Genomic DNA, 22,056 nt, shown 5'->3' with positions numbered 1-22,056 from the left:
TATAAAGATATGTTTATATGGAAAATTACTCCTGCGCAAGGGCTTTTCATGGCAGAATGAACAGGACAAGAGATTCGTTCACAACAGTCGGCGGGAGAACCACCATGCGTGCAGGCACATTGCGCCAGAAGGCGATTGCCAAATCGCTGACACTACTGCTCCCGGCAGTTCCCTATTCGGATTCCGAGCCGATCCGCGCGGCGGCACTCAGCCCGCATATGAAGACACTGCCACCTTCGACCGCGGTATGGCTGGCAACCGTCGCGCATGTGCGTCACGCCCATACCGACTACGATGCCCTGCGCGACGATGGTTACGACAGGGATTCGGCGCGTTTTTTCGTGCTGGATGCGATCAACGCAAAACTGACGGAATGGCGCGCGACGCGGCTTCTGACGCCGGAAGACGATGAAGCGGTGCAGATATAAACCGCATACCGCAAAACATGCCTATTGTTTGCTCGCGCCGCACTTTGTCCGTGAAAGCTTTACAGTGAAGCGCCGTGGGCCAACCATCCCTTTCGGCATTGGCTGCGTCACCAGTCTGGCCTTGAGCCTGCAAGTCCCGACGACGACATCATATAAGCTATAATCCCGGCGGGTAATGGTTTTGATGGATTTATCGGGAAAGCGCTTTTGCACCGCCTCCGTCACTGCTGCCACTTCGCGGCTTTCCTCGACATTGGGCGCCAGCACGGCATGTGCAGGCAGCGTTAAAAACAACAGCGCAAATACAGTCAGCAGACGTTTGGTTATCATGATGCACCCCCGATTTCTGCAAGATAGCGCATTCAGCAGCCCAAAACCATCGGACTTGAGCCCGGAATAACAACAATCCCGAACCAGAACAGCTATGGCCGCGTAATCAACGCTTCCGCAAAACCATGAAAATACGCGGAAAACGCAGCAGCGCCTTTCCATCGCGCGTCAGCGGATAATGCGGCGCTATCCGCGTCCTGTAAGCAGCAAGGTAAGCCGCCCGCTCCTCGTCATCCAGCGGATCGAGAAACGGGCGAAGACCCGTTCCCTTGACCCATTCGATAATGGCGTCAACACCATCCAGCGGATGATTATAGATCGTGTGCCATATATCGATCCGCGCCGCCTGATCGGCAAAGGCGTTATAATATTCCCTCACAGGCGGCAGCGGGTCCCTGCCCTCGTCGCCGATTTTGGCTGCGAACGCCTGCATTTTCGCAACTTCCCGCATGGCAATATGGGTAGGCTCACCCATATTATCCGGCATCTGCACCGCCAGAAATGCGCCGGAACAAAGTAGCGACAGCAGCCTCTTCATCTCCGCGATGTGATCGGGAAACCACTGGAAGACCGCATTGGAGAACAGGACATCCGTCCCGGCATCCGGCATGAAAGTCGTCGCATCATCGATGGAAAAATCCACCTGCGGCAGACGCGCCCTCGCCTTCTCGATCATGTCCGGCGACGTATCGAAGCCGGAAACCTGCGCATCCGGCCAGCGCTCGACCAGAAGCTCGGTGGAGTTACCCGGCCCACAACCGATATCGACCACCTTGCGCGGTTTGCCTATCGGAATCTGCGCCAGAAGATCGTGCGCCGGGCGGCTACGTTCATCCTCGAATTTCAGATATTGCGTTGCGGACCAGTCCTTCATGAACATTCTCCCAACAAAAAGGCCGGTGCGATGCACCGGCCTGATAAAACGTCAAAGATTAAGCGCCCAAGGTTCGTTGAGGTTCTGGTTATGGCGAGGCGAAAATGGTGGGTTCGAGAACCGGAGCGGAGCATACTTACGCATATTCCCGAAAAGTTGCAGACTTTTCGGATAAGAATATGTGAATAAAGACCGCGTGAGCACCGGAAGCGGAGAACCACGCCATTTGCAGACCGCCAGAACCTGAACATCTCGAACCTCAGCGGGTGAGCGGCTTGTAAGTCACCCGCTTGGGGTTAACGCTGTCCGGTCCCAGACGGCGAACCTTGTCGGCTTCGTAATCCTCGAAATTGCCTTCGAACCATTCGACATGGCTGTCGCCTTCGAAAGCGAGGATATGCGTCGCGAGACGGTCGAGGAACATGCGATCGTGGCTGATGATAACGGCGCACCCAGCGAAGTTTTCCAGTGCGTCTTCCAGCGCGCCGAGCGTTTCCGTGTCGAGATCGTTGGTCGGTTCGTCGAGAAGCAGGACATTGCCGCCCGATTTCAGCATCTTGGCCAGATGCACGCGGTTGCGCTGACCACCGGAAAGATTGCCGACCTTCTGCTGCTGATCGCCGCCCTTGAAATTGAACGCACCGCAATAGGCGCGGGAATTCATCTCAAACTTGCCGAGCTTGATGACATCGTTGCCGCCGGAAATTTCTTCCCACACGGTTTTGTTCGCATCCAGCGCATCGCGGCTCTGGTCCACATAGGACATATGCACCGTGTCGCCGACACGCACCGAACCATTGTCCGGCTGCTCCTGCCCTGTCAGCATCTTGAACAGGGTCGATTTACCGGCGCCGTTCGGACCGATCACGCCGACAATGCCACCCGCAGGCAGTTTGAAGGAAAGGTCATCGATCAACAGACGGTCGCCAAAACCCTTGGACAGGTTCTCGACCTCGATAACCACCTGACCCAGACGCTCGCCCACCGGAATGATGATCTGCGCATCACCCGGACGGCGTTCTTCGGCACTTCTGACCAGCTCGTCATAGGCCTTGATACGTGCCTTGGACTTGGCCTGACGCGCCTTGGGGCTGGCCGAAATCCACTCGCGTTCACGCGACAGCGCCTTTTCACGGGCAGCTTCTTCACGGCCCTCCTGCGCCATGCGCTTGGCCTTGGCTTCCAGATAGGCAGAATAATTGCCCTCATAAGGAATGCCGCGGCCACGGTCGAGCTCGAGAATCCAGCCCGTCACATTGTCGAGGAAGTAGCGGTCGTGGGTGATGATCAGCACCGAGCCCGGATATTCGCGCAGGTACTTTTCAAGCCAGGCCGTCGTTTCGGCATCGAGATGGTTGGTCGGCTCGTCGAGCAGCAGCAGATCGGGCTTCGACAGAAGCAGCTTGCACAGCGCCACACGGCGCTTTTCACCGCCCGAAAGCATGGTTACGTCGGCGTTGCCGGGCGGGCAGCGCAGCGCTTCCATGGCCATTTCGACCTGACTTTCCAGATCCCAGAGGTTCTGGCTGTCGATGATGTCCTGAAGCTTCGCGCCCTCATCCGCCGTTTCGTCGGAATAGTTCATCATCAGCTCGTTATAACGGTCGATGATGGCTTTCTTGGCAGCGACGCCTTCCATCACATTGCCGAGCACGTCCTTGGACGCGTCGAGTTCCGGCTCCTGCGCGAGATAACCGCAGGTCGCGCCGTCAGCCAGCCATGCCTCGCCGGTATATTCCTTGTCGAGACCGGCCATGATCTTGAGAATGGTCGATTTACCAGCGCCGTTAGGACCCAGAATACCGATCTTGGCGTCGGGATAGAAGGAGAGGTGAACATTCTCCAGAATCTTCTTGTTGCCATAGGCCTTGTTAAGGCCGGACATATGATAAATAAACTGGCGAGCCATAAAGCGCGTCGTCTCCGCAGGTTGAAAGGCGCGGTCGGTCCAATGCTCGCCGAACCGCGCGGAAAAAGCTGACGCGTATGTAGGCTAAATATGCACGGGACGCAAACGGCAACCCGTAAATCCGGCGCGCTTGATCCGGCGAGGCAAAACCGGGATGACGACCCTGAATTACGAAACCGGGCGCGGATATTTCCGTCACCCGGTTTCCCCTCTGGCCGCTGTCCGTGAAAGTTTCCTCCCTTTCATCGAACAGCCTGCAAATGATGGCGTGGATACTTTGGCGAAAGCCTCCGATTTCCCTGCAAAAACCCATTTTCACGCCTCTATAAAGCTAGATTTGCGCAGGTTTTTAACGTTTTCAAGCAGAATCTGCACAAATTACGCGATTGCCTAAAATTCCCTCATAACCGGCGCCAATGCCTGTTTTCGCGACGCTTCCACGCCCGAGATTGACTATTTGAGCGGCATAAAATCTGATGGTGAAATGACGTTTAAGACCATCCATCGCCTCCGGGCTTCCGACAACACGGAACTCCCCTTCCGCCGCGCTCACGCCAGTGGGCCGAAAGCTGTTGTCCAGATATGCCACGGCCTTGCCGAACATTCCGCGCGATATGAGCGCTTTGCCTCGGCACTCTCCGGGGCGGGCTATCACGTCTATGCGCACGATCATCGGGGGCATGGAAGCAATATCGGCTCCCATGCACCCAGGGGAATGTTCGCCACCAGGCAAGGATATGCCGTGGCTATTGGGGATGTGCGGTCACTCAACCGCTACATTCACGAATCTCACCCCGGCCTGCCGGTCGTCCTGTTCGGCCATTCGATGGGCGGACTGATCGCGCTGAATTACGTGCTGGATCACAGCGACACCGTGGATGCGGTCGCCATCTGGAATTCCAATCTCGACGGCGGAGTGGAAAGCGCGGCAGCGTTGATGCTTCTTTATATGGAGCGGATGCTGAAGGGGTCGGATGTTCCAAGCACTCTCCTTCCCAAACTCACATTCCGCGCGTGGGGACGAGCCATTTCCGGCCATCGCACGCTTTTCGACTGGCTGTCGCACGATCCGGCGGAAGTCGATGCCTATATCGCCGATCCGCTTTGCGGCTTCGATGCCAGCGTGGCGCTATGGATCGATATTTTCCGCCTGATCCGGCGCGGTGCTGACGACCGGAACTTCGCGGATGTTCCCAAATCCCTGCCCTTTAACCTCGTCGGCGGCGCGGAAGACCCGGCAACGGCAAACGGCGCCGCCGTCACGCGGCTGGCGGAGTGGCTGCGCGGAATGGGTTTCAAGCAGGTCGATTGCACGATCCTGCCCGGCACACGCCATGAAAGCCTCAACGAGATCAACCGGGATGAGGTGACACAGAAATTTATGGATTGGCTTGCGGACGCTCTTCCGTCTCCGGCAATGTCCGGCTAAAAAAGACCGGCCGAGCTATGGGTCAAGGCAAAACTCACGATTTCTTGAACCATCTTGGCTTTGCCGCCCAATCAATGCTAAGGAGCGCGCCTTGCGCGCTATCGGCTTTCCGGGCAGGAAAGCCGAGCTTGAGCAGATAGCGCGAGGAATGAAGGAACGCCCCGCTTGGAAACACCGACGATTTCTGTGGTTATCCCCTGCCGCAACGAAGCCGATAATCTTGCATTTCTGCTGGATGAAGTCGATGCCGCCATGCAGGGCCGTGCATATGAAGTCATCGTCGTGGACGACGGCTCGACGGATTCGACCAGCGATGTGCTTGCAGGCCGTATCCATTCGGGCAAACCGCTCCGCCACCTGCGCCATGACCGCTCGTCGGGCCAGAGCGCCGCTGTGCGTTCCGGCGTCTTTGCGGCACGCGGCCAGATCGTCGTGACGATGGATGGCGACGGGCAGAACGACCCGGCTTACCTTCCCGTTCTGGCAGACGCCCTGATAAAGGCCGGGCCTGATTACGGCATTGCCGCGGGGCAGCGCCTCAAGCGCACGGATACGAAACTCAAGCAGCTTTCATCCCGCTTTGCCAATAATCTGCGCGGGGTCATCCTGAAGGACAAGACCCGCGATTCCGGTTGCGGCCTCAAGGCCCTGCACACCGAGCTTTTCCGGCAACTGCCCTTCTTCGATGGCTGGCATCGTTATCTGCCCGCCCTAGCGCTGCGCGAAGGATATGACGTCGTGCATGTCGATGTCGTGGATCGCGAACGCCGCCACGGAAAATCGAATTACGGCATCCTCGACCGCGGGGCTCGCGGCATTCTCGACCTTTACGGCGTCTGGTGGCTGCGCAGGCGCCGCAAGGTTGTCCCTCGTGTGAGGGAGATCGCCCATGACTGATATTTTCAACAGCCTGTCGCAATGGCTGCACGAGGTCTTCATCGCTCAATGGGATGGCTGGATCGTGCTGGGCTTCATCGCACAGGCCTGCTTCACCATGCGCTTCGTCGTGCAATGGCTCGCCTCTGAAAAGGCCAGACGCAGCGTCATGCCGGTGGCGTTCTGGTTCTTCTCGCTGGGCGGCGGCACGTTGCTGCTGATCTACGCGATCCAGCGCAAGGACCCCGTCTTCATCGCCGGACAGGCGCTCGGCCTCGTGGTCTATATCCGCAATCTCTGGCTCATCGCCAATGAAAAGAAGCGGCATCAAGCGGGCGAATAAGCCCGCTTGAACACCATAATCATCAAGCTTTCAGCGTGCGGCCAACAGAGCGATAATCAAGGCCCGTGCCTGCAATGTCTTCGGCCTTGTAGACATTGCGCAGATCGACCAGCACATTGCCGTTCATCACGCTGGCCAGGCGTTTCAGGTCGAGCGCACGATAGGCGTTCCACTCGGTCAGCAGGGCCACCACGCCAGCACCCCTTGCCGCATCATAGGCAGAACCGCACCAGACGACGCCGGGCAGCGCCGTTTTTGCAGCATCCATGGCTTCAGGATCGTGTGCCTGAACGCGGATGCCAGCCTTCTGGATCGCAGCGACGATGTCCAGCGCAGGCGATTCCCGGATATCATCGGTGTTCGGCTTGAACGCAATTCCCAGTACCGCGACCATTTCCACGCCGCTTTCCCTGGCGGCGGCAACGATCCGTTCGGCCATGGATTGCTTGCGCGCTTCGTTGACCGAAATCACTTCCTCGATCAGGGCCTGCGGCGCGTTATATTTCTTGCCGGTAGCAGCGAAAGCCCTAGTATCCTTCGGGAAACAGGAGCCGCCGAAACCGGGGCCGGCATGAAGAAACTTCGAGCCGATACGGTTGTCCATGCCGATGGCGCGGGCCACTTCCTGCACATTGCCGCCGGTCTTTTCGCACAGGTCTGCCACCTGGTTGATGAAGGTCACCTTCATCGCGAGAAACGCATTTGCGGCATATTTGATGATTTCCGCATTTTCCAGCGAGGTTACGACCATCGGCGTTTCCCGCAGGTAAAGCGGGCGATAGAGACGGCGCATCGCCGCTTCGCCGCGCTCGTCCTCGACACCCACAACCACCCGATCGGGCCGCATGAAATCCTCGATCGCAGAGCCTTCACGAAGGAATTCCGGATTGGAAACCATCGAGAACGCCACGCCGGGGCGCGCAGCCGCAATGCGGTCGCGAATGCGCGCGTTCGTGCCGACGACGACCGTGGACTTGATGACGACCACCGCGCCCGGCTTCATGGCGGCGGCGATTTCATCGGCGGCCGCTTCGATATATTGCAGGTCCGCCTCGCCGTCGCCGCGTCGCGACGGCGTGCCGACAGCGATAAAGATAACGTCGGCATCGGCGACACTCGAAGCAAGATCGGTGCTGAAATCCAGACGTCCGTCGCGGATATTGCGCGTCATCAGTTCGTCCAGCCCCGGCTCGAAAATCGTGACCTTTCCGGCCGTCAGCCGCTCGATGATCGACGGATTCTTGTCGACACAGGTGACGTGAAAACCGAATTCGGCAAAACACACCCCCGAAACCAGACCCACATAGCCCGTTCCGATCATCGCCAGCTTCATATGCTCAGTCCTTCAAGCTCTCTCAGAGATAATTGTCGTAGTCGGAAACGAGCAGATGCAGCGGCTTCTCGTTCTCTTCGACATTCGAGAAACGGCCGATCGGCTCGCGGAAAATATTGTCGGTCAGATCGTCATTGACCGTCGAGACCTCGCCGATCAGAACATCGGCGCCCTCACCCCAGAATGCGTGCCAGTTACCGGGCAGAAGCGTCACGCTTTCACCCGGCTGAAGCTTCAGATGGGCGCCCGCATTCTGCGTGACAAGGCGTCCATCCGTTGCGACGGTCACGTCGCTTTCCTCATCGACACTGCCATCGGGAAGCGAATTGAACAGTTCCAGCACCAGCGTGCCGCCGCCACGATTGATGATGTCTTCCGCCTTCACCACATGGCGGTGCATCGGCGAAAGCTGGTTCTTGCGCGAGATCATGATTTTCTCGGCATAGAGCATTCCGCCACCACGCTTGAGATCCTCGGCATTGCCGTTGCGCGTGGTGAAGAGGAACAGGCCCATATCGGCAAACTTGCCCTGGCCGTAATCGGTTATGTCCCATCCAAGACGCGCATCGCGGATCGCGCGCGCATCAGAAGAGGTTCGCGCCTTCAACTCCTCGGGCGACCAATAGGCAAAAGGCGGCATGACATAGCCGAAAGAACGGATGAAAGCGTCGCTTTCGCGAATGATTTCGTTGATTTCAGAACGTTTCATGGCCACTGAGCCTCCCATGGGATGAAACAGATTGGGATGTCGTTGACGTGGTAACTGGCTTTTAAACCAATTTGCAATCCCGGAAACGCCTCGAAAGCGGATGTAACACACATTTGCAACGATCTGACCACGCCGCAAAAGCGACATTTCGAGCGCATCCCGAAAAAGTGTGAAACGGTTTTCGGACAAGATGCGCGTCAAGCTAAAAAGACGGAGCATTTCCAGCGATTCAGGAAAAAAGGAAATGCTCCGGACGTGTCGTCTTTACGCGAAAACCATGTCGCATCCCAATGAGCGTTCGGACTGGTTCAGTGATTGAATCAGCACAACGGAAGCTCGTTCGCAGACCTTTAGAGTTGTGGGCAAGCCATTGAGATAACGGGACAAGCCGTGCTTCCGGAAGACAAGGGAAACACGGGATCGCGTCGTGGTCGCTGGGAGAACAGCGCGAAGCCGATCCGAAGATGGAAAGCAAGAGTCGAGGCTATGGACGTTCGCAACGAAATGCTGGGGCTTTTGACCGGGCGCGACCCCAATTTCAGCCTGGAGCAGAAATTCTACACCGACCCGGAATATCACAAGCTGGATCTGGAAAACATTTTCTACAAGGACTGGCTGTTCGTCGGCCATGATTGCGAATTGCCGATGACCGGCTCCTATCTGACCGTGCAGATCGGCGCATATCCGGTCATCGTCGTGCGCGACGCGCAGGGCGGCATCCGTGCTTTCCATAATTCCTGCCGCCATCGCGGCTCGCGTATCTGCGCTGCCGAAAAGGGCACCGCCGCAAAGCTCGTCTGCCCCTATCACCAGTGGACCTACGAACTCGACGGCCGCCTGCTCTTCGCACGACAGGTCGGGCCGGATTTCAAACCGTCCGAATATGGCCTGAAGACGGTCCATTGCGAAACCGTCGCGGGCTATATCTACATCTGCGTCGCCGAGGAAGCGCCTGACTTCACGGCTTTCCGCAATCTGGTCGAACCCTATCTCGCGCCGCATAACATCAAGGACGCCAAGGTCGCCTTCGAAAGCTCGATCATCGAAAAGGGCAACTGGAAGCTCGTCTGGGAAAACAATCGCGAGTGCTATCACTGTGCCGCCAACCACCCGGAACTTTGCCGCACCTATCCCGAAGCCCCGACCGCGACTGGCGTGCAGGGCGTGATGGAAGACCCGGAAATCAATCAGCTCTGGAAAAATTGCGCCGGCGTCGGCCTTCCAGCACAGTTCAATATGTCCGAAGACGGTCGTTACCGCATCACCCGCATTCCGCTTCTGCGCGATGCGGTGAGCTACACGATGTCCGGCAAGGCTGCTGTGAGGAAGCCGTTGGGCGAGAAGGTGGCGGGCGACACGAATATCGGCGCCATGCTGCTCTTCAATTATCCGACCACATGGAACCACCTGATGGCGGATCACGCGATTTCCTTCCGCGTGCTGCCGATCAGCGCCGAAGAAACGCTTGTCACCACCAAATGGCTGGTTCACAAGGATGCGGTGGAAGGTGTCGATTACGATCTCGACGAACTGACCCATGTGTGGATACAGACCAACGATCAGGATCGGCGCATCGTGGAGGAAAACGCGGTCGGCATTCGTTCGCCCGCCTATCAGCCCGGCCCCTATTCGGTCGAGCACGAAGGCGGCGTGATGCAGTTCCTGGAGTGGTACGCCAATACCATTACACCGCGTCTGCGTGGCGAAACGGCGACGCTCAGCCGCGTCGCCTGATACCGTAATGCGAACTGAAAAGTGAGAAGGCCATGCAGCCTCTGAAATATCTGGACGAGATGCTGCCGTGGAACGACAGGTTGCAGATGCTGGAATGCATCTCGGCCATCGAGGAAGCGCCAGACGTGATGACCTTCTCCTTCAAGACCGCCGAGGACAACTGGTTCCGCTACATGCCGGGCCAGTTCGTCACACTGGAGCTGCCGATAGAACGGACGGACGGCCTTGGGCCGGTGCTGCGGACATACACGCTATCCTCAACCCCTTCCCGCCCCTACCACATCTCCGTCACGGTCAAGGCGCAGAAGGACAGCATCGGCACGCGCTGGATGCTCGATAATCTGCGTCCGCCGATGAAGATCAAGGCCTACGGGCCGAACGGCGACTTCTCGCTCGCCAATCATTCCGGTGAGAAATATCTGTTCATTTCCGCCGGTTCAGGCATCACGCCCATGGTGTCGATGACACGCTGGCTGTTCGATTGCGCACCGGCAACCGATGTTGCTTTCATCAATTGCGCGCGGACGCCGGATGACATCATTTTCCGGCGCGAGCTTGAGCTGCTTTCCGGCCGGATGGAAGCGATGCGCCTGGCGTTCATCGTCGAACAGTCTTCCGCGCGCCACGTCTGGCCCGGCCTGCACGGACGCATCGACCGGGCCCGGCTGGAACTGCTGGCACCCGATTTCCTGCATCGCAAGGTTTTCTGCTGTGGGCCGGAACCCTTCATGAACGGCGTGCGCGGCCTCCTGGAGGAAGCCGGTTTCAACATGGCCAACTACCATCAGGAGAGCTTCCAGCCCGCAAGCGAAATCTCGTCGGTTCCGGTACCTACCGAGCTTTCCGACACGACTGGTGCCGCCGCGGCACCGCCCGCCGCCCCGGCAGTCGCTTCCGCCAGCGTCGTCTTCAGCCTTTCGGGCATCGAAGTCGAATGCACGGAAAACGACACGATCCTGCTGGCCGCGCGCAATGGTGGACTGAAAATACCGAGCGCCTGCGAGTTCGGCATCTGCGGCACCTGCAAGGTAAAATGCCTTGGCGGCGAAACCGAGATGAACCACAATGGCGGCATTCGCGACGACGAGATCGCGGAAGGCTATATTCTCGCCTGCTGCAGCCGTCCGCGCGGCCGCGTGGAGATCGATGCATAAAGCATCATTAACAAAAATGTGAAGCGGCTCCGTCCGGGACGGAGCCACGTCGGAAGCCTGGCTCAAGCCTTCTTCAGAAACTCGGTCCTCAGCACCAGCCCCTTGACCTGCTTGGTGCTGCAATCGACTTCGGCAGGATTTCCGGTGAGGCGAATGCCTTTGACGAGCGTTCCCCGCTTCAACGTCGTCGATGTTCCCTTGACCTTCAGATCCTTGATCAGCGTGACGGAATCTCCGTCATTCAACTGAGTGCCATTGCTGTCGCGAACGATTACATCTGTCATGGTGATTTCCTGTCTGGTTCTGGTTTGAGCCGTCCATAGCACTCTTGCCGACGTTATACCAGAACGCCGCTTATTGCTGGCCTCGCGAAAGCTGTCCGGCTATAGTTGGCGCTCTAAACTATTGAAACTACGCATCGTGCTCTCCAAAATCGATTCCGGTTTTTGGGCTGAAGCTGTAGCGGGAGCGCCCCATGATCAGTCATGCACTTGTGGTTATCGACGTCCAGAACGATTTCTGTCCGGGTGGCGCGCTGGCAGTAGAGCGCGGCGACGAGATCATTCCAGCCGTCAATCGGCTCATCGCCGAAAGCGACCACGTCATCCTGACGCAGGACTGGCATCCCGCCAATCATTCGAGCTTCGCTTCCGCTCATCCCGGAGCCAAGCCGTTCGGCACCGTTCAGATGGCCTACGGGCCGCAGACACTATGGCCCGACCATTGCGTGCAGGGCGGCCACGGGGCGGAGTTTCACCCCGACCTGCAATGGACGCGCGCGCAACTGGTGATCCGCAAGGGCTTTCGCATCGGCATAGACAGCTATTCCGCCTTCTTCGAAAACGATCACAGCACGCCCACCGGCCTCGGTGGCTATCTGCGCGAACGCAATATCGGCTCATTGACGCTAGTCGGCCTGGCGACTGATTTCTGCGTCGCCTATTCAGCGCTCGACGCAGTGACCGAGGGCTTTCAGGTGCGCGTTCGCCTCGATGCCTGTCGCGGCATCGATCTCAACGGCTCAATGAGCGTCATGCTTGAAAAGATGAAACAGGCTGGTGTCGAACTGGTGGACGAGCCTGTTTCGGCTTCGCATCTACTCTAAAGCATGTCTCCCAAAAGTGGGAACCGCCTACGCGGAGAAATCAGTCCACCGGACTGATTTCTAGGCCCGCTTCAATGGGATAAAGACATGCTTAAAAACAAAAGCTTAAAGCGTGTTGCCCGAATACGATTGAACGCAACACGCTTTAGGGCGATCCGCGGCACAATTGCGAAATCAATCGTCACCAACTCCGGCGATTCGGTCAAGACACCCCAAACGGCAGAAAAAAGGGCAGCTCAAGGCTGCCCGTCGATCCATTAAGTTGAGAACTTAATGCTCCGTCGCCCCGTTGGCATTGTCCTGCCAGTTGGGGTTGAGCCGGTTATAGCGCAGCGACGACACGAAGGAGAGCCCGATCAACGCCGCGCCGATAAGGCCGGTCACGACTTCTGGAATATGCACCAGCGTCTGCACATACATGATGACCGCAAGAACGAGGATTGCATAGAACGCGCCGTGTTCGAGATAGCGGTACTGGCCGAGCGTCTTGCGTTCAACGAGCATGATGGTGAGGGAGCGCACATAGAAGGCGCCGATACCCAGCCCGATGGCGATGATGAACAGATTGGTCGTCAGGGCGAACGCGCCTATCACGCCGTCGAAGGAGAAGCTCGCATCGAGCACTTCGAGATAGATGAAAGCACCCAGACCGCCGCGATGAACCATGTCCATCTGTTCCTGCGTCGCATCCAGCACTTCGCCCAACCCTTCGACCGCGAGAAAGGTCAGCAGGCCGAACAGCGCGGCGATCAGGAAAGTGTGCGAATGTTCTGCATCGAGCTGGTAGGAAAAGAAGATGATAAGGGCGATAGCCACCCCGACCTCGATCCCCTGAACCGATGCGAATTTCGACATACGGCTTTCCAGAGCCTTCATCCAGTGCACGTCTTTTTCGACGTCGAAGAAATATTTCATGCCGACCATCAGCAGGAACGTGCCGCCGAATGCCGCGATGCCCGTATGGGATTCAGCGATGACACGGGCATATTCGTCGGGCTGCCAGATGGCGAGCTTCAGCGCCGAAATCGGATCGGTCCACATCGCCACGGCGACGATGGCCAGCGGGAAGATGATGCGCATACCGAAAACGGCGATGACGATGCCCCATGTCAGAAAGCGGTGCTGCCAAACGGGCGACATGTCGCGCAGTATCCGCGCATTGACGATGGCATTGTCAAAGGAAAGCGAGATTTCGAGAACGCTCAGTACAGCGCAGATGATGAAGACGGAGACCATTCCCCCAAAAGTGCCGGTCAACCCGTAACCGAGCCAGAGCGCACCTAAGAGACCCACTACCGTAAAGACCATGGGCCAGACGAAATAACGAAGAGTGGCCATTTCCAACCATCGAATTGTTTTTGTTTGTCAAACGGTAACCGGCACCAGCCGCTTAACCGCCGCCCCCTCCCGCCGGAGCGTAGCAGCTATGTAAGAAGCGTGTCTGATGCAAACAAGAGAAAGCATGGCAATAAATTGGCCTCTTTGAGGATTTGATGTGTTGAAATATTTCGTTACTACAGGGGCGAGCAAAACCGGACACACCCCGCGATTGATGGGATGTCTTCATCGCCGCAAAACCTCCGCAAGGCCGATTTGTACGAATTGTCGCGTGGCAAAAACTTTATCACATCATAAATTCAGGGTGGCCCTGCGAAATCCCGCAGGGTGCCCACGATCCGGAAATAAGGAATTTCATCAAAATGACCGCGTCGGAAGAGCTGCAACGCCGAATTGAGAAGAGCCTCGCCGAGAACAGTTTTTCACAGCCGGAACTGCTGATCCGCCGGGCGCACCGTATCGCGCGGGAAGGCCTGAACGGATCGGCGGCAGCAGCCGGAAACCTGCTGAAGGAAGCCGGGTCCGATATAGGCGTCAGCGAACTTAACGACATCATCGACCGTAAACCCTGGCTGCTCGAAACCATCATTACGGACGCGGGCAAGAAGAAGAACACGAATTCGGGCCGCCATTAGAGCGCCGGTCTGATTCAGTCAGATCGGCGCTCTACTCATCTCCACCGCCTGAACCCTTGCAGCCGCCGACAGAAATCGCCTCCCACAAAAAGGCCAGAGAATATCATGGCCTTACTCGCATTTTCCGTTTATTTCTTGGTGCGATTAATATAATCATTGCCCTATGCCGATCTTGGCAAGTTTTTACGTCTTTCTAATTTACAGTTCCGAGGGGATAAATCGTGGCTATACGGAATTGCGGCAAGAACAACGGAACTTTATTGGGCACAGCCATACGTAGATCAATATTAGCTACTACTTTATTAGCTATATCGACTTCTGTTTCCCTGGCTGCGGACGTTGTATCGCCACCCCAGGCCGAGATTCAGGACCAACAGCGGTGGCGCGTGATTTTCAGCCCTTACGTATGGGGCGCATCGCTGAACGGCAGCGCAGGGCTTTTCGGCCACAGCACCGATGTCGATGTCCCCTTCCGGGATATTTTCGACAATCTCGACATGAGTTTCATGGGCGAAGCCGAAATCACCAACGGCACGATGGGCTTTTACATCAACGGCCAATACGTCAAAACGAGTCAGGGCGAGAATATCCGTGACAACGAGCTCGACCTCGAAATGACCACGACGAGCCTGGCCGCAGGCGCCTATTACCGCATCTATGAACAGGCGTTGCAGGGAACGACGCTCTTCGGCGAGCAGCGCGTTTTCGCCATCGAACCAACGGTCGGCGTTCGCTGGACCAAGATGAAGGCAGAGCTTGAAGTCGACGCCTTCAGCGGCTCGCGCGAAGTCGAATGGACCGATCCCTTTGTCGGAACGCGCATCCATTATGACATCAACGACCGATGGAATATCTTCGCCGAAGCTGACATTGGCGGTTTTGGCGCTGGTACCAGATTGAGCGCCAACGGTCAGATCTATCTCGGTTATCGCACTCTCGTTTTCGATATTCCGACCACTTTGCGTTTCGGCTACCGCGCGCTTTACCAGGATTACCGTGACGATGACGGCGCCGGTAAGTTCAAATATGACGTGACACAGCACGGCCCGGTTATCGGTATGTCTGTTACGTTCTAAAGCATGTCGCGGAAAAATGGGTGCCGGCAATTTTCACCGCCGAACGGGGTTGTGATTTGGGAAAACGGTTGGGCTTCGTCCTTTTCGCAGGTTCGCTGCTTCTGGCAGCGCCTGCCCTGGCGCAGACTTTCAGGGTCTGTCATGGTTATGGCTGCTATTACCGCACCAAGCTGACCCTTTCGGCGAGTGACCGGAATCGGATTCGCAACACGCTTCAGAAAGGCCGCCGCACCGCAGATGCCGAACGAATGGCACTGCAAAATGCGATAGCTTTTTTCGAACGGCGCGGCACGAGCGCGATTGGCGTGCGCGACAAGCCGCGAATGCAGTTTGGCAAGGCCCGCATCAAAGGGCAGATGGACTGCATCGATGAATCGACCAACACAGATGCTTTTCTGCGCTATATCCAGTCACAGGGATGGCTGAAATACCATACTGTTGCGCGTCGCACCTCGCGCGGGGCGTTCTTCGACGGGCGCTATCCGCACTGGACCGCCGTTATCGAGGACAAGCAGGGAGAGCGCTGGGCGGTGGATTCCTGGTACGAAGCCGGTGGCGGGAAGCCGGATATCATGCCGCTTCGCGAATGGAAGCGGCGCGGTTACGGCGGGCAGAGATGAGGCAGGCCGGCGGTTCCGTTCAAACTGGAACCGCTCCAGCCAGTTCGCTTTTTACCCCGGCGCGCACCTCGACCCGACCTCCACACAACCTCTATTTGCAGCCATCCACGCGCTGCAAGGAAGCTGAGAGCCCCATCAGGGAAAATGTATAGCGGGTCTTCGTGCCACGAGCCGAAACCGCCTGTACATTGAGCGTTTTTCCAGCGCGCATTGCTTTCATCAGTTTCGCCTCGTCGGAGACATTTTCCGCCCAGGCGCGATTGCCTTCACTGAAAAAGGGAAATTTGGCACCGTCGATCATGACATTGACGGGACTATTCGCTTTCAGTTGATACCCCATGACCAGTTGGGGGCTGTACTGTCCGCCCGCCTTGGAAACGATGACGAAATTATCGCCATGTCGCACACTGGTCGGCTGGAAACTGCGCGGCACGGTCAAAGCATAACACTGATTACCCGCCAGTTCGCTGTTCCGATAAACGCCCCAATCGCTGAATTCACCGAGATAACTTGTCTTCGCCGATGCCGCGAGAGAGCTCGCCACCAACCCTGCCAGCGCCAGCGCAACGGTGGTTGCATTCTTTCTCATCGCCCAGAACCTCCTTATTGGTCACCTTTTCACTCAGCATAAAAAATTGTTTCATTCCGTTACTATTTCCTTAACGAAATGCTAAAAATCCGTTGAAAATCTGGAGATGCTGACTGCCGACAAGACTGTCTGTTTGCCATATGCGGAAATGCGGTTTGAACGGAGCCTCTGCGCACCGGACAGCTATGTAAAAGAAAAGGGAAAATGGTGGGCCCGGAGGGACTCGAACCCCCAACCAAGCGGTTATGAGCCGCCGGCTCTAACCAATTGAGCTACAGGCCCCACGCAAGTCCTGCCCTACCCTAAAGAAAGCCGGGACACAAGCTGTCAATTACATCACCTGCCCTAATGCGCACATATTCGGTTGCGATGGGTGCAATCAGGAACCGTGAAAAACAGGACATGAACCGCCGGTTGTAATTCGCGGGCGCTTCGAATCTGCTATTATCGGCTCAATAATTGAGGGGTAACCCAAGAAACGATTGATTTCGAAGGCAAAACAGACAAGCTCACCGGCCCGCTCTGCTTTGTTCCGACTGCATCAACTTTCTGTACAGGAGATTTTATGAACAACCGCGCTACCACTCTTCTTGCAACCTCCTTTTCTGCAATCATGCTCGCTGGCGCTCTGGCACTGCCGGCTTCGGCACAGGAGAATCAGATGACGAAGCAGCCCGCGCGTATCGCCGTGACCGGAGAAGGTACCATGACTGCCTCGCCCGACATGGCCATTCTCAATCTCTCCGTGCTGCGCGAGGCAAAGACCGCCCGCGAAGCCATGACTGCGAATAACGAAGCCATGTCGAAGGTGCTCGAAGCCATGAAAAAGGCCGGCATCGAGGATCGCGACCTCCAGACCGGGGGCATCAATATCCAGCCGCGCTACGTCTATCCGGACGACAAGAACGGCCTGAAGGAGCCGAGCATCACCGGCTACACCGTTTCCAACAGCCTGACGGTTCGCGTACGCGATCTGGCCAAGGTCGGAAACGTACTGGATGAATCCGTTACCCTCGGCGTCAATCAGGGCGGCGACCTGACCTTCGTCAACGACAACCCAGCCGCCACCGTCAATGAGGCGCGCAAACGGGCCGTTGCCGACGCTATAGCCAAGGCCAAGACACTCGCCGATGCCGCCAGCGTCAGCCTGGGGCGTGTTGTCGAAATCAGCGAACAGAGCCGCCCGCCAATGCCGATGCCGATTGCCCGCCAGCAGTTCAAGACCATGGCTGCCGCGGCGCCGGAAGATTCCGTACCGGTGGCGGCAGGCGAAAACAGCTACAACGTCTCGGTCAACGTCGTTTTCGAAATCAAGGAATAACAACCGCTCGACAGGCAAAGAAAAGCCCCGACACGATTGCTCGGGTCGGGGCTTTTAAAAGTCAAATACAGGCTTTAGCGGATGATCGGGCAACCGCGAGCATTGGCGAACACAACGCCTGCCGGGCGACCATGGCGGAAACCACGCACCCGAACCGATTTGCCACGATAGACGACACGTGCTTTCCGGATACCCATCCGATTTGCTTTCATCTTCGCACGTTCCACCGAGCAGGCCCGCCCGCGATAGACGGGACGACCGTGGCGATAGCTACGATAATCGACATTCACGACGGCGGAATGAACCGAAGTGCTGATCGCCGGAGCGGCAACCGGCGATGCGGCGCCAGCCGAAGCAGCCATGGTGAAGATGGCCGCAACACCAACAGCAGCGGTCACGACGAACGACTTGAGCGAAATAGCAGACATGCTGAACCTCTTTCGATTTGTTTCCAGACCCTTGCCTGAGACATCCGATAATTAGTCCCCGGGATATGAATGGAAGAGAAAACCGGTATTCATGTCTGGTTCATCCGGGCGCATATCACGGATGCCGGCGTACCGGCCACCCGAATAATCCATACAAAACAGACAGTTAAATGATTGCGCGATGAAATCCCCGCGCCATATGGCGCAAGATTAAATTTAAGCAATGTTTGAATTGTGATTCCGGCGGAATTTTTCCCCCTCATCTGGAAGGGTCAGCGACCTGGACTCTCCATCACCATATGGTCGAGATAATCGTTGTCGTCTTCCATGTCGTGGTCGAATGCCGTCACCTTGCCGCGCGCGGAAATGCCCGCCTCATGCACGGTATCGGGCGAACCCGACACGAGCGGGTGCCACCAGTAGAGATCGGAGCCTTCCGCGACGAGACGATAAGCGCATGTCACGGGCAGCCAGTTCACCTCGTCCACGATCTCCGGCGTCAGGAACACGCAATCGGGTACGGTTTTCTTCCGGTTGGGATAGTCGCGACACTGACAGGTTTCGGGATTGAGCAGCGTACAGGCGACGCTGGTCCAGTGAATCTCGTCGGTGTCGTCGTCCAGCAGCTTGTGCAGGCAGCACTTTCCGCAACCGTCGCAAAGGCTCTCCCACTCACTGCGGGTAAGCTGATTCAGGGTCTTGGTACGCCAGAAAGGTTTGTCGTTCATGATGCAGCGTATAACGGAATTGTGTCGGGAATGGCATGGACAAATCGCCGCCGCCCCGAACTCTTGAAATGCGACTGTTGTCAGGATAATCGATTACGGCCATCACGATGGCTGAAAGTATCTTACGTCAGGCAACGCATCGAACCGGCCAGAGCGGCCATTCACCTCGATGTTTTGTTGCATGTCCCCCACGTAACATTCAGGAATACACATGTCTCGGCTTGAAGGCGCGCGGCGCAGAAAACTGCCAGCACGTTATGCATCTATTGTGATGCCTTTCATTCTATCGATCATGATGACATTTGTCGTCTCGCTGGTCGCAACGGCGAAAAGTCTTGGTATCGGCCACCCCGATCTCGCATCGAGCTGGATGAGCTCATGGGCTCTTTCCTGGCTGATCGCTTTTCCGGTCCTGCTCACCATCCTGCCGATCGTCCGGAAAATCGTCTCCTTCGTGTGCCATCCGCACTGATCGTCAAATAAAAAGCCGCGCATCCATGTTGCGCGGCTTGTTCCCTCGTTCCATTGAGCTGCGATCTTCTTCAGCCGAAAATGCGCTCGCCCTGTTCGTCGACAATCTGACGTCCCTTGTTCAGCGCAATGCTGGCGGCGTCTTCAATACCGGGACAACGGTCGGCGCGCACGAAACGATATTCCTTCAGCTCGCCGTCAATCGTCTTCGAGATGACGCCGCAGACCTGATACTGCCCGCCCTCGCTATAAGGCGTGGCAACGATCAGAAAATCCTTGTGCTCAAGGCGACCGGCCTCTTTTGGCTCCGCCGGCGTTTCGGAGGCGGAACCTCCGCCGAAAAGACGCTTCAAAAAGGACATGTCGCCTCCCCTTCCCGTACTGTTTTAGCTATCCAGGAACGAACGCAGTTTGCGCGAACGGCTTGGATGTTTCAGTTTGCGCAGCGCCTTGGCTTCAATCTGGCGAATACGTTCGCGCGTGACCGAGAACTGCTGGCCAACCTCTTCCAGCGTGTGGTCGGTGTTCATGCCGATGCCGAAGCGCATACGCAGAACACGTTCCTCACGCGGCGTCAGCGACGCCAGAACACGGGTCGTCGTGTCGCGCAGATTGGCCTGAATGGCCGCATCGATGGGCAGAAGCGCGTTCTTATCCTCGATGAAATCGCCCAAGTGTGAATCTTCCTCGTCGCCGACCGGCGTTTCGAGGCTGATCGGTTCCTTGGCGATCTTCAGCACCTTGCGCACTTTTTCAAGCGGCATGGCGAGCTTTTCCGCCAGTTCTTCCGGCGTCGGCTCGCGGCCGATTTCATGCAGCATCTGGCGCGATGTACGAACGATCTTGTTGATCGTTTCGATCATGTGCACCGGAATGCGGATCGTGCGCGCCTGATCGGCAATCGAGCGTGTGATCGCCTGACGAATCCACCATGTGGCATAGGTCGAGAACTTGTAGCCGCGACGGTACTCGAACTTGTCGACCGCCTTCATCAGGCCGATATTGCCTTCCTGAATGAGATCGAGGAATTGCAGTCCGCGATTGGTGTATTTCTTGGCAATCGAAATAACGAGACGCAGGTTCGCCTCGACCATTTCCTTCTTGGCGATGGTCGCCTCGCGTTCGCCCTTCTGCACCTGATTGACGATGCGGCGGAACTCGCCGATCGAAATCGCGGTTTCGGTAGCCAGCATCTGGATTTCCGAACGCAGGCGGTCGATGGCGCGCGCTTCCTTGGCCGCGAATTCCTTCCACCCGCGAGCCGAAAGCGTGCCGACGCGCTCGACCCAGTTCGGATCCAGCTCGTGGCCCTGATATTCCTTCAGGAATTCCTCGCGGCGCACGCCAAAGGATTCGGCCAGGCGCAGAAGCTTGCCTTCGTTCTGCACCAGACGCTTGTTGATGTCGTAAAGCTGTTCGACAAGCTGTTCGATACGGTTCTGGTTCAGCGACAGCGACTTCACCGCTTTGATGAGCTGATCCTTCAGTTCCTTGTAACGACGCTCCTGGCTGGAGGAGAGCTCGCCGGTCGCAGCCAGACGGCCCTCGACCTGCTGGTCCTGCAGCTTGCGCAGCTTCTTGTAGGTGTCGGCGATAAGGTCGAGCGTCTCCATGACCTGTGGGCGCAGTTCGGCTTCCATGGCCGCCAGCGACAGGTTGGCTTCGTCTTCGTCGTCTTCTTCCTCTTCCACCTGCGCGTCGCCGCCGACATTGGTGATGTCGTCGTCATCGCGAGAGCGGCGCGGAGACTTGTCGTCGCGCGGCTTTTCCTCTTCCACACGCTCGATTACCGGAGCCTGCTTGGCTTCCGGGCCGGCATAGGTGGTTTCGAGATCGATGATTTCACGCAGGAGAATATTGGATTCGTTAAGCTGTTCACGCCAGATGATGATGGCCTGGAAGGTCAGCGGGCTTTCGCAAAGCCCGGCAATCATCGTTTCGCGGCCAGCTTCGATGCGCTTTGCGATGGCGATTTCGCCTTCGCGCGACAGAAGCTCGACAGAACCCATTTCGCGCAGATACATGCGCACCGGATCGTCGGTGCGGTCCGTCGGTTCCTTCTTGGTCGTGGTGGTAGCGACAGCCGTGCTGCCGGCTTCAACCAGTTCGCCGCCTTCTTCCGCTTCGTCGTCGCTGTTTTCTTCGCGATCGTTATCCTGCTCGTCGTCTTCGACGACATTGATGCCCATGTCGGAAAGCATCGACATGGTGTCTTCGATCTGCTCGGACGTCACTTCCTCGGAAGGAAGCACGGCGTTCAGCTCGTCCATGGTGACGTAGCCGCGCTTCTTGGCGACCTTGATCATCTTCTTGACAGCATCGTCAGAAAGGTCGAGAAGCGGACCGTCGGCAGCACCTTCGCGCTCGACTTCGGCTTCTTCGTTTTCCTTAACCTTCGTTGCCATATGCTCTTCTCCAGGCGACCCCGGTCGCGTCTAAGATATATAGAGTGCTCGGACGGTTTTGCGAGGCCGCAAGCCGTCAGTTGATTCTGCGAGTAACCGATTTCCTGTTAATGGCGGATTAACCTTGCCATCGTCATCGGGCTTCATTATCTCCGATTTCCTGTGGACGGATCAGGCAGGCAGCAAGCCAACGCCACGGTTTCCGCCCCTTGCCTTCCTGC

General features: G+C 57.1%; 25 protein-coding genes and 1 tRNA gene. 13 read left to right on the top strand and 13 right to left on the bottom strand.

Annotated elements, in window-relative coordinates:
- Positions 1-104 precede the first annotated feature (104 nt).
- Positions 105-428 carry a DUF2293 domain-containing protein gene (locus tag FHS76_RS12370; RefSeq protein WP_183652822.1) on the top strand — a complete coding sequence of 108 codons (324 nt, stop codon included), beginning with the start codon at positions 105-107 and terminating at the stop codon, positions 426-428.
- 21 nt (positions 429-449) lie between these two features.
- Here FHS76_RS12370 and FHS76_RS12365 read toward each other — a convergent pair whose 3' ends face one another.
- The 3 genes from FHS76_RS12365 to ettA form a co-directional block, all read right to left on the bottom strand.
- Positions 450-758 (bottom strand): hypothetical protein, encoded by a 309-nt coding sequence (locus FHS76_RS12365; RefSeq protein WP_183652819.1) that lies wholly within the window; start codon positions 756-758, stop codon positions 450-452.
- A gap of 106 nt (positions 759-864) precedes the next feature.
- A complete protein-coding gene (gene tam, locus FHS76_RS12360) occupies positions 865-1,632 on the bottom strand; it encodes a trans-aconitate 2-methyltransferase (protein ID WP_183652815.1) in 768 nt (255 codons plus the stop codon).
- Positions 1,633-1,891: 259 nt separating this feature from the next.
- Positions 1,892-3,541 (bottom strand): energy-dependent translational throttle protein EttA, encoded by a 1,650-nt coding sequence (gene ettA / locus FHS76_RS12355; RefSeq protein WP_183652812.1) that lies wholly within the window; start codon positions 3,539-3,541, stop codon positions 1,892-1,894.
- Between the two features lie 154 nt (positions 3,542-3,695).
- Here ettA and FHS76_RS12350 point away from each other — a divergent pair, with 154 nt between their 5' ends.
- From FHS76_RS12350 to FHS76_RS12335, 4 genes are all read left to right on the top strand, one after another.
- Positions 3,696-3,935 (top strand): hypothetical protein, encoded by a 240-nt coding sequence (locus tag FHS76_RS12350; protein WP_183652810.1) that lies wholly within the window; start codon positions 3,696-3,698, stop codon positions 3,933-3,935.
- A 90-nt stretch (positions 3,936-4,025) separates the two neighbouring features.
- Positions 4,026-4,970, top strand: a complete 945-nt coding sequence (locus tag FHS76_RS12345) for an alpha/beta fold hydrolase (RefSeq protein WP_183652807.1) — start codon at positions 4,026-4,028, stop codon at positions 4,968-4,970.
- A gap of 165 nt (positions 4,971-5,135) precedes the next feature.
- Positions 5,136-5,867, top strand: a complete 732-nt coding sequence (locus FHS76_RS12340; RefSeq protein ID WP_183652805.1) for a glycosyltransferase family 2 protein — start codon at positions 5,136-5,138, stop codon at positions 5,865-5,867.
- A complete protein-coding gene (locus tag FHS76_RS12335; RefSeq protein WP_183652803.1) occupies positions 5,860-6,189 on the top strand; it encodes a lipid-A-disaccharide synthase N-terminal domain-containing protein in 330 nt (109 codons plus the stop codon). Before FHS76_RS12340 ends, FHS76_RS12335 begins: the two co-directional genes overlap by 8 nt.
- Positions 6,190-6,211: 22 nt before the next feature.
- Here the strand turns inward: FHS76_RS12335 and FHS76_RS12330 are convergent, their stop codons facing one another.
- Complete coding sequence (locus FHS76_RS12330; protein ID WP_183652801.1) at positions 6,212-7,522, bottom strand: UDP-glucose dehydrogenase family protein; 1,311 nt, start codon at positions 7,520-7,522, stop codon at positions 6,212-6,214.
- A 22-nt stretch (positions 7,523-7,544) separates the two neighbouring features.
- Positions 7,545-8,231 carry a D-lyxose/D-mannose family sugar isomerase gene (locus FHS76_RS12325; RefSeq protein ID WP_183652799.1) on the bottom strand — a complete coding sequence of 229 codons (687 nt, stop codon included), beginning with the start codon at positions 8,229-8,231 and terminating at the stop codon, positions 7,545-7,547.
- A gap of 486 nt (positions 8,232-8,717) precedes the next feature.
- Here FHS76_RS12325 and FHS76_RS12320 point away from each other — a divergent pair, with 486 nt between their 5' ends.
- Together FHS76_RS12320 and FHS76_RS12315 are read left to right on the top strand one after the other, a co-directional pair.
- Complete coding sequence (locus FHS76_RS12320) at positions 8,718-9,965, top strand: aromatic ring-hydroxylating oxygenase subunit alpha (protein ID WP_183652797.1); 1,248 nt, start codon at positions 8,718-8,720, stop codon at positions 9,963-9,965.
- A gap of 32 nt (positions 9,966-9,997) precedes the next feature.
- The gene (locus FHS76_RS12315) at positions 9,998-11,119 is read left to right on the top strand and encodes a hybrid-cluster NAD(P)-dependent oxidoreductase (RefSeq protein WP_183652794.1); all 1,122 of its coding nucleotides are present in this window, start codon (positions 9,998-10,000) and stop codon (positions 11,117-11,119) included.
- Between the two features lie 62 nt (positions 11,120-11,181).
- On the opposite strand, the gene FHS76_RS12310 is transcribed toward FHS76_RS12315, so the two are convergent.
- Positions 11,182-11,403, bottom strand: coding sequence for an alkylphosphonate utilization protein (locus FHS76_RS12310; RefSeq protein ID WP_006467255.1), 222 nt, complete (start codon positions 11,401-11,403; stop codon positions 11,182-11,184).
- Positions 11,404-11,594: 191 nt separating this feature from the next.
- Between FHS76_RS12310 and pncA the strand changes: the two genes are divergently transcribed.
- Complete coding sequence (gene pncA / locus FHS76_RS12305; protein WP_183652791.1) at positions 11,595-12,224, top strand: bifunctional nicotinamidase/pyrazinamidase; 630 nt, start codon at positions 11,595-11,597, stop codon at positions 12,222-12,224.
- A gap of 270 nt (positions 12,225-12,494) precedes the next feature.
- Here pncA and FHS76_RS12300 read toward each other — a convergent pair whose 3' ends face one another.
- Positions 12,495-13,562 (bottom strand): DUF475 domain-containing protein, encoded by a 1,068-nt coding sequence (locus FHS76_RS12300; RefSeq protein ID WP_183652788.1) that lies wholly within the window; start codon positions 13,560-13,562, stop codon positions 12,495-12,497.
- A 362-nt stretch (positions 13,563-13,924) separates the two neighbouring features.
- On the opposite strand from FHS76_RS12300, the gene FHS76_RS12295 reads away from it, so the two are divergent.
- From FHS76_RS12295 to FHS76_RS12285, 3 genes are all read left to right on the top strand, one after another.
- Positions 13,925-14,197: a hypothetical protein gene (locus FHS76_RS12295; RefSeq protein WP_183652785.1), complete on the top strand. Its 273-nt coding sequence runs from the start codon at positions 13,925-13,927 to the stop codon at positions 14,195-14,197.
- 272 nt (positions 14,198-14,469) lie between these two features.
- Positions 14,470-15,273 carry a hypothetical protein gene (locus FHS76_RS12290; protein ID WP_183652989.1) on the top strand — a complete coding sequence of 268 codons (804 nt, stop codon included), beginning with the start codon at positions 14,470-14,472 and terminating at the stop codon, positions 15,271-15,273.
- Between the two features lie 68 nt (positions 15,274-15,341).
- The gene (locus tag FHS76_RS12285; protein ID WP_183652782.1) at positions 15,342-15,893 is read left to right on the top strand and encodes a hypothetical protein; all 552 of its coding nucleotides are present in this window, start codon (positions 15,342-15,344) and stop codon (positions 15,891-15,893) included.
- Between the two features lie 91 nt (positions 15,894-15,984).
- Here FHS76_RS12285 and FHS76_RS12280 read toward each other — a convergent pair whose 3' ends face one another.
- Together FHS76_RS12280 and FHS76_RS12275 are read right to left on the bottom strand one after the other, a co-directional pair.
- Positions 15,985-16,482 (bottom strand): invasion associated locus B family protein, encoded by a 498-nt coding sequence (locus FHS76_RS12280; protein WP_183652779.1) that lies wholly within the window; start codon positions 16,480-16,482, stop codon positions 15,985-15,987.
- A 205-nt stretch (positions 16,483-16,687) separates the two neighbouring features.
- Positions 16,688-16,764: transfer RNA gene (locus FHS76_RS12275), tRNA-Ile, on the bottom strand.
- 283 nt (positions 16,765-17,047) lie between these two features.
- Between FHS76_RS12275 and FHS76_RS12270 the strand changes: the two genes are divergently transcribed.
- On the top strand, positions 17,048-17,803 hold the full coding sequence (locus FHS76_RS12270; protein WP_183652776.1) for an SIMPL domain-containing protein: 756 nt from the start codon (positions 17,048-17,050) through the stop codon (positions 17,801-17,803).
- Positions 17,804-17,877: 74 nt separating this feature from the next.
- On the opposite strand, the gene FHS76_RS12265 is transcribed toward FHS76_RS12270, so the two are convergent.
- A complete protein-coding gene (locus tag FHS76_RS12265; RefSeq protein WP_183652773.1) occupies positions 17,878-18,231 on the bottom strand; it encodes an antifreeze protein in 354 nt (117 codons plus the stop codon).
- Between the two features lie 272 nt (positions 18,232-18,503).
- Positions 18,504-18,959, bottom strand: a complete 456-nt coding sequence (locus tag FHS76_RS12260) for a YcgN family cysteine cluster protein (protein ID WP_183652770.1) — start codon at positions 18,957-18,959, stop codon at positions 18,504-18,506.
- Positions 18,960-19,170: 211 nt separating this feature from the next.
- Between FHS76_RS12260 and FHS76_RS12255 the strand changes: the two genes are divergently transcribed.
- The gene (locus FHS76_RS12255) at positions 19,171-19,431 is read left to right on the top strand and encodes a DUF2798 domain-containing protein (protein WP_183652767.1); all 261 of its coding nucleotides are present in this window, start codon (positions 19,171-19,173) and stop codon (positions 19,429-19,431) included.
- Between the two features lie 70 nt (positions 19,432-19,501).
- Here FHS76_RS12255 and FHS76_RS12250 read toward each other — a convergent pair whose 3' ends face one another.
- Both FHS76_RS12250 and rpoD read right to left on the bottom strand, forming a co-directional pair.
- Positions 19,502-19,792 carry an HlyU family transcriptional regulator gene (locus FHS76_RS12250; RefSeq protein WP_183652765.1) on the bottom strand — a complete coding sequence of 97 codons (291 nt, stop codon included), beginning with the start codon at positions 19,790-19,792 and terminating at the stop codon, positions 19,502-19,504.
- Between the two features lie 24 nt (positions 19,793-19,816).
- Positions 19,817-21,835, bottom strand: a complete 2,019-nt coding sequence (rpoD, locus tag FHS76_RS12245) for an RNA polymerase sigma factor RpoD (protein ID WP_183652763.1) — start codon at positions 21,833-21,835, stop codon at positions 19,817-19,819.
- Positions 21,836-22,056: the final 221 nt, after the last annotated feature.

The sequence above is a fragment of the Brucella daejeonensis genome (genome assembly GCF_014199265.1).
Classification (GTDB): Bacteria; Pseudomonadota; Alphaproteobacteria; order Rhizobiales; family Rhizobiaceae; genus Brucella; species Brucella daejeonensis.
Note: the sequence above shows the minus strand (reverse complement) of the source record. Positions and strands in the feature narration are given on the sequence as shown.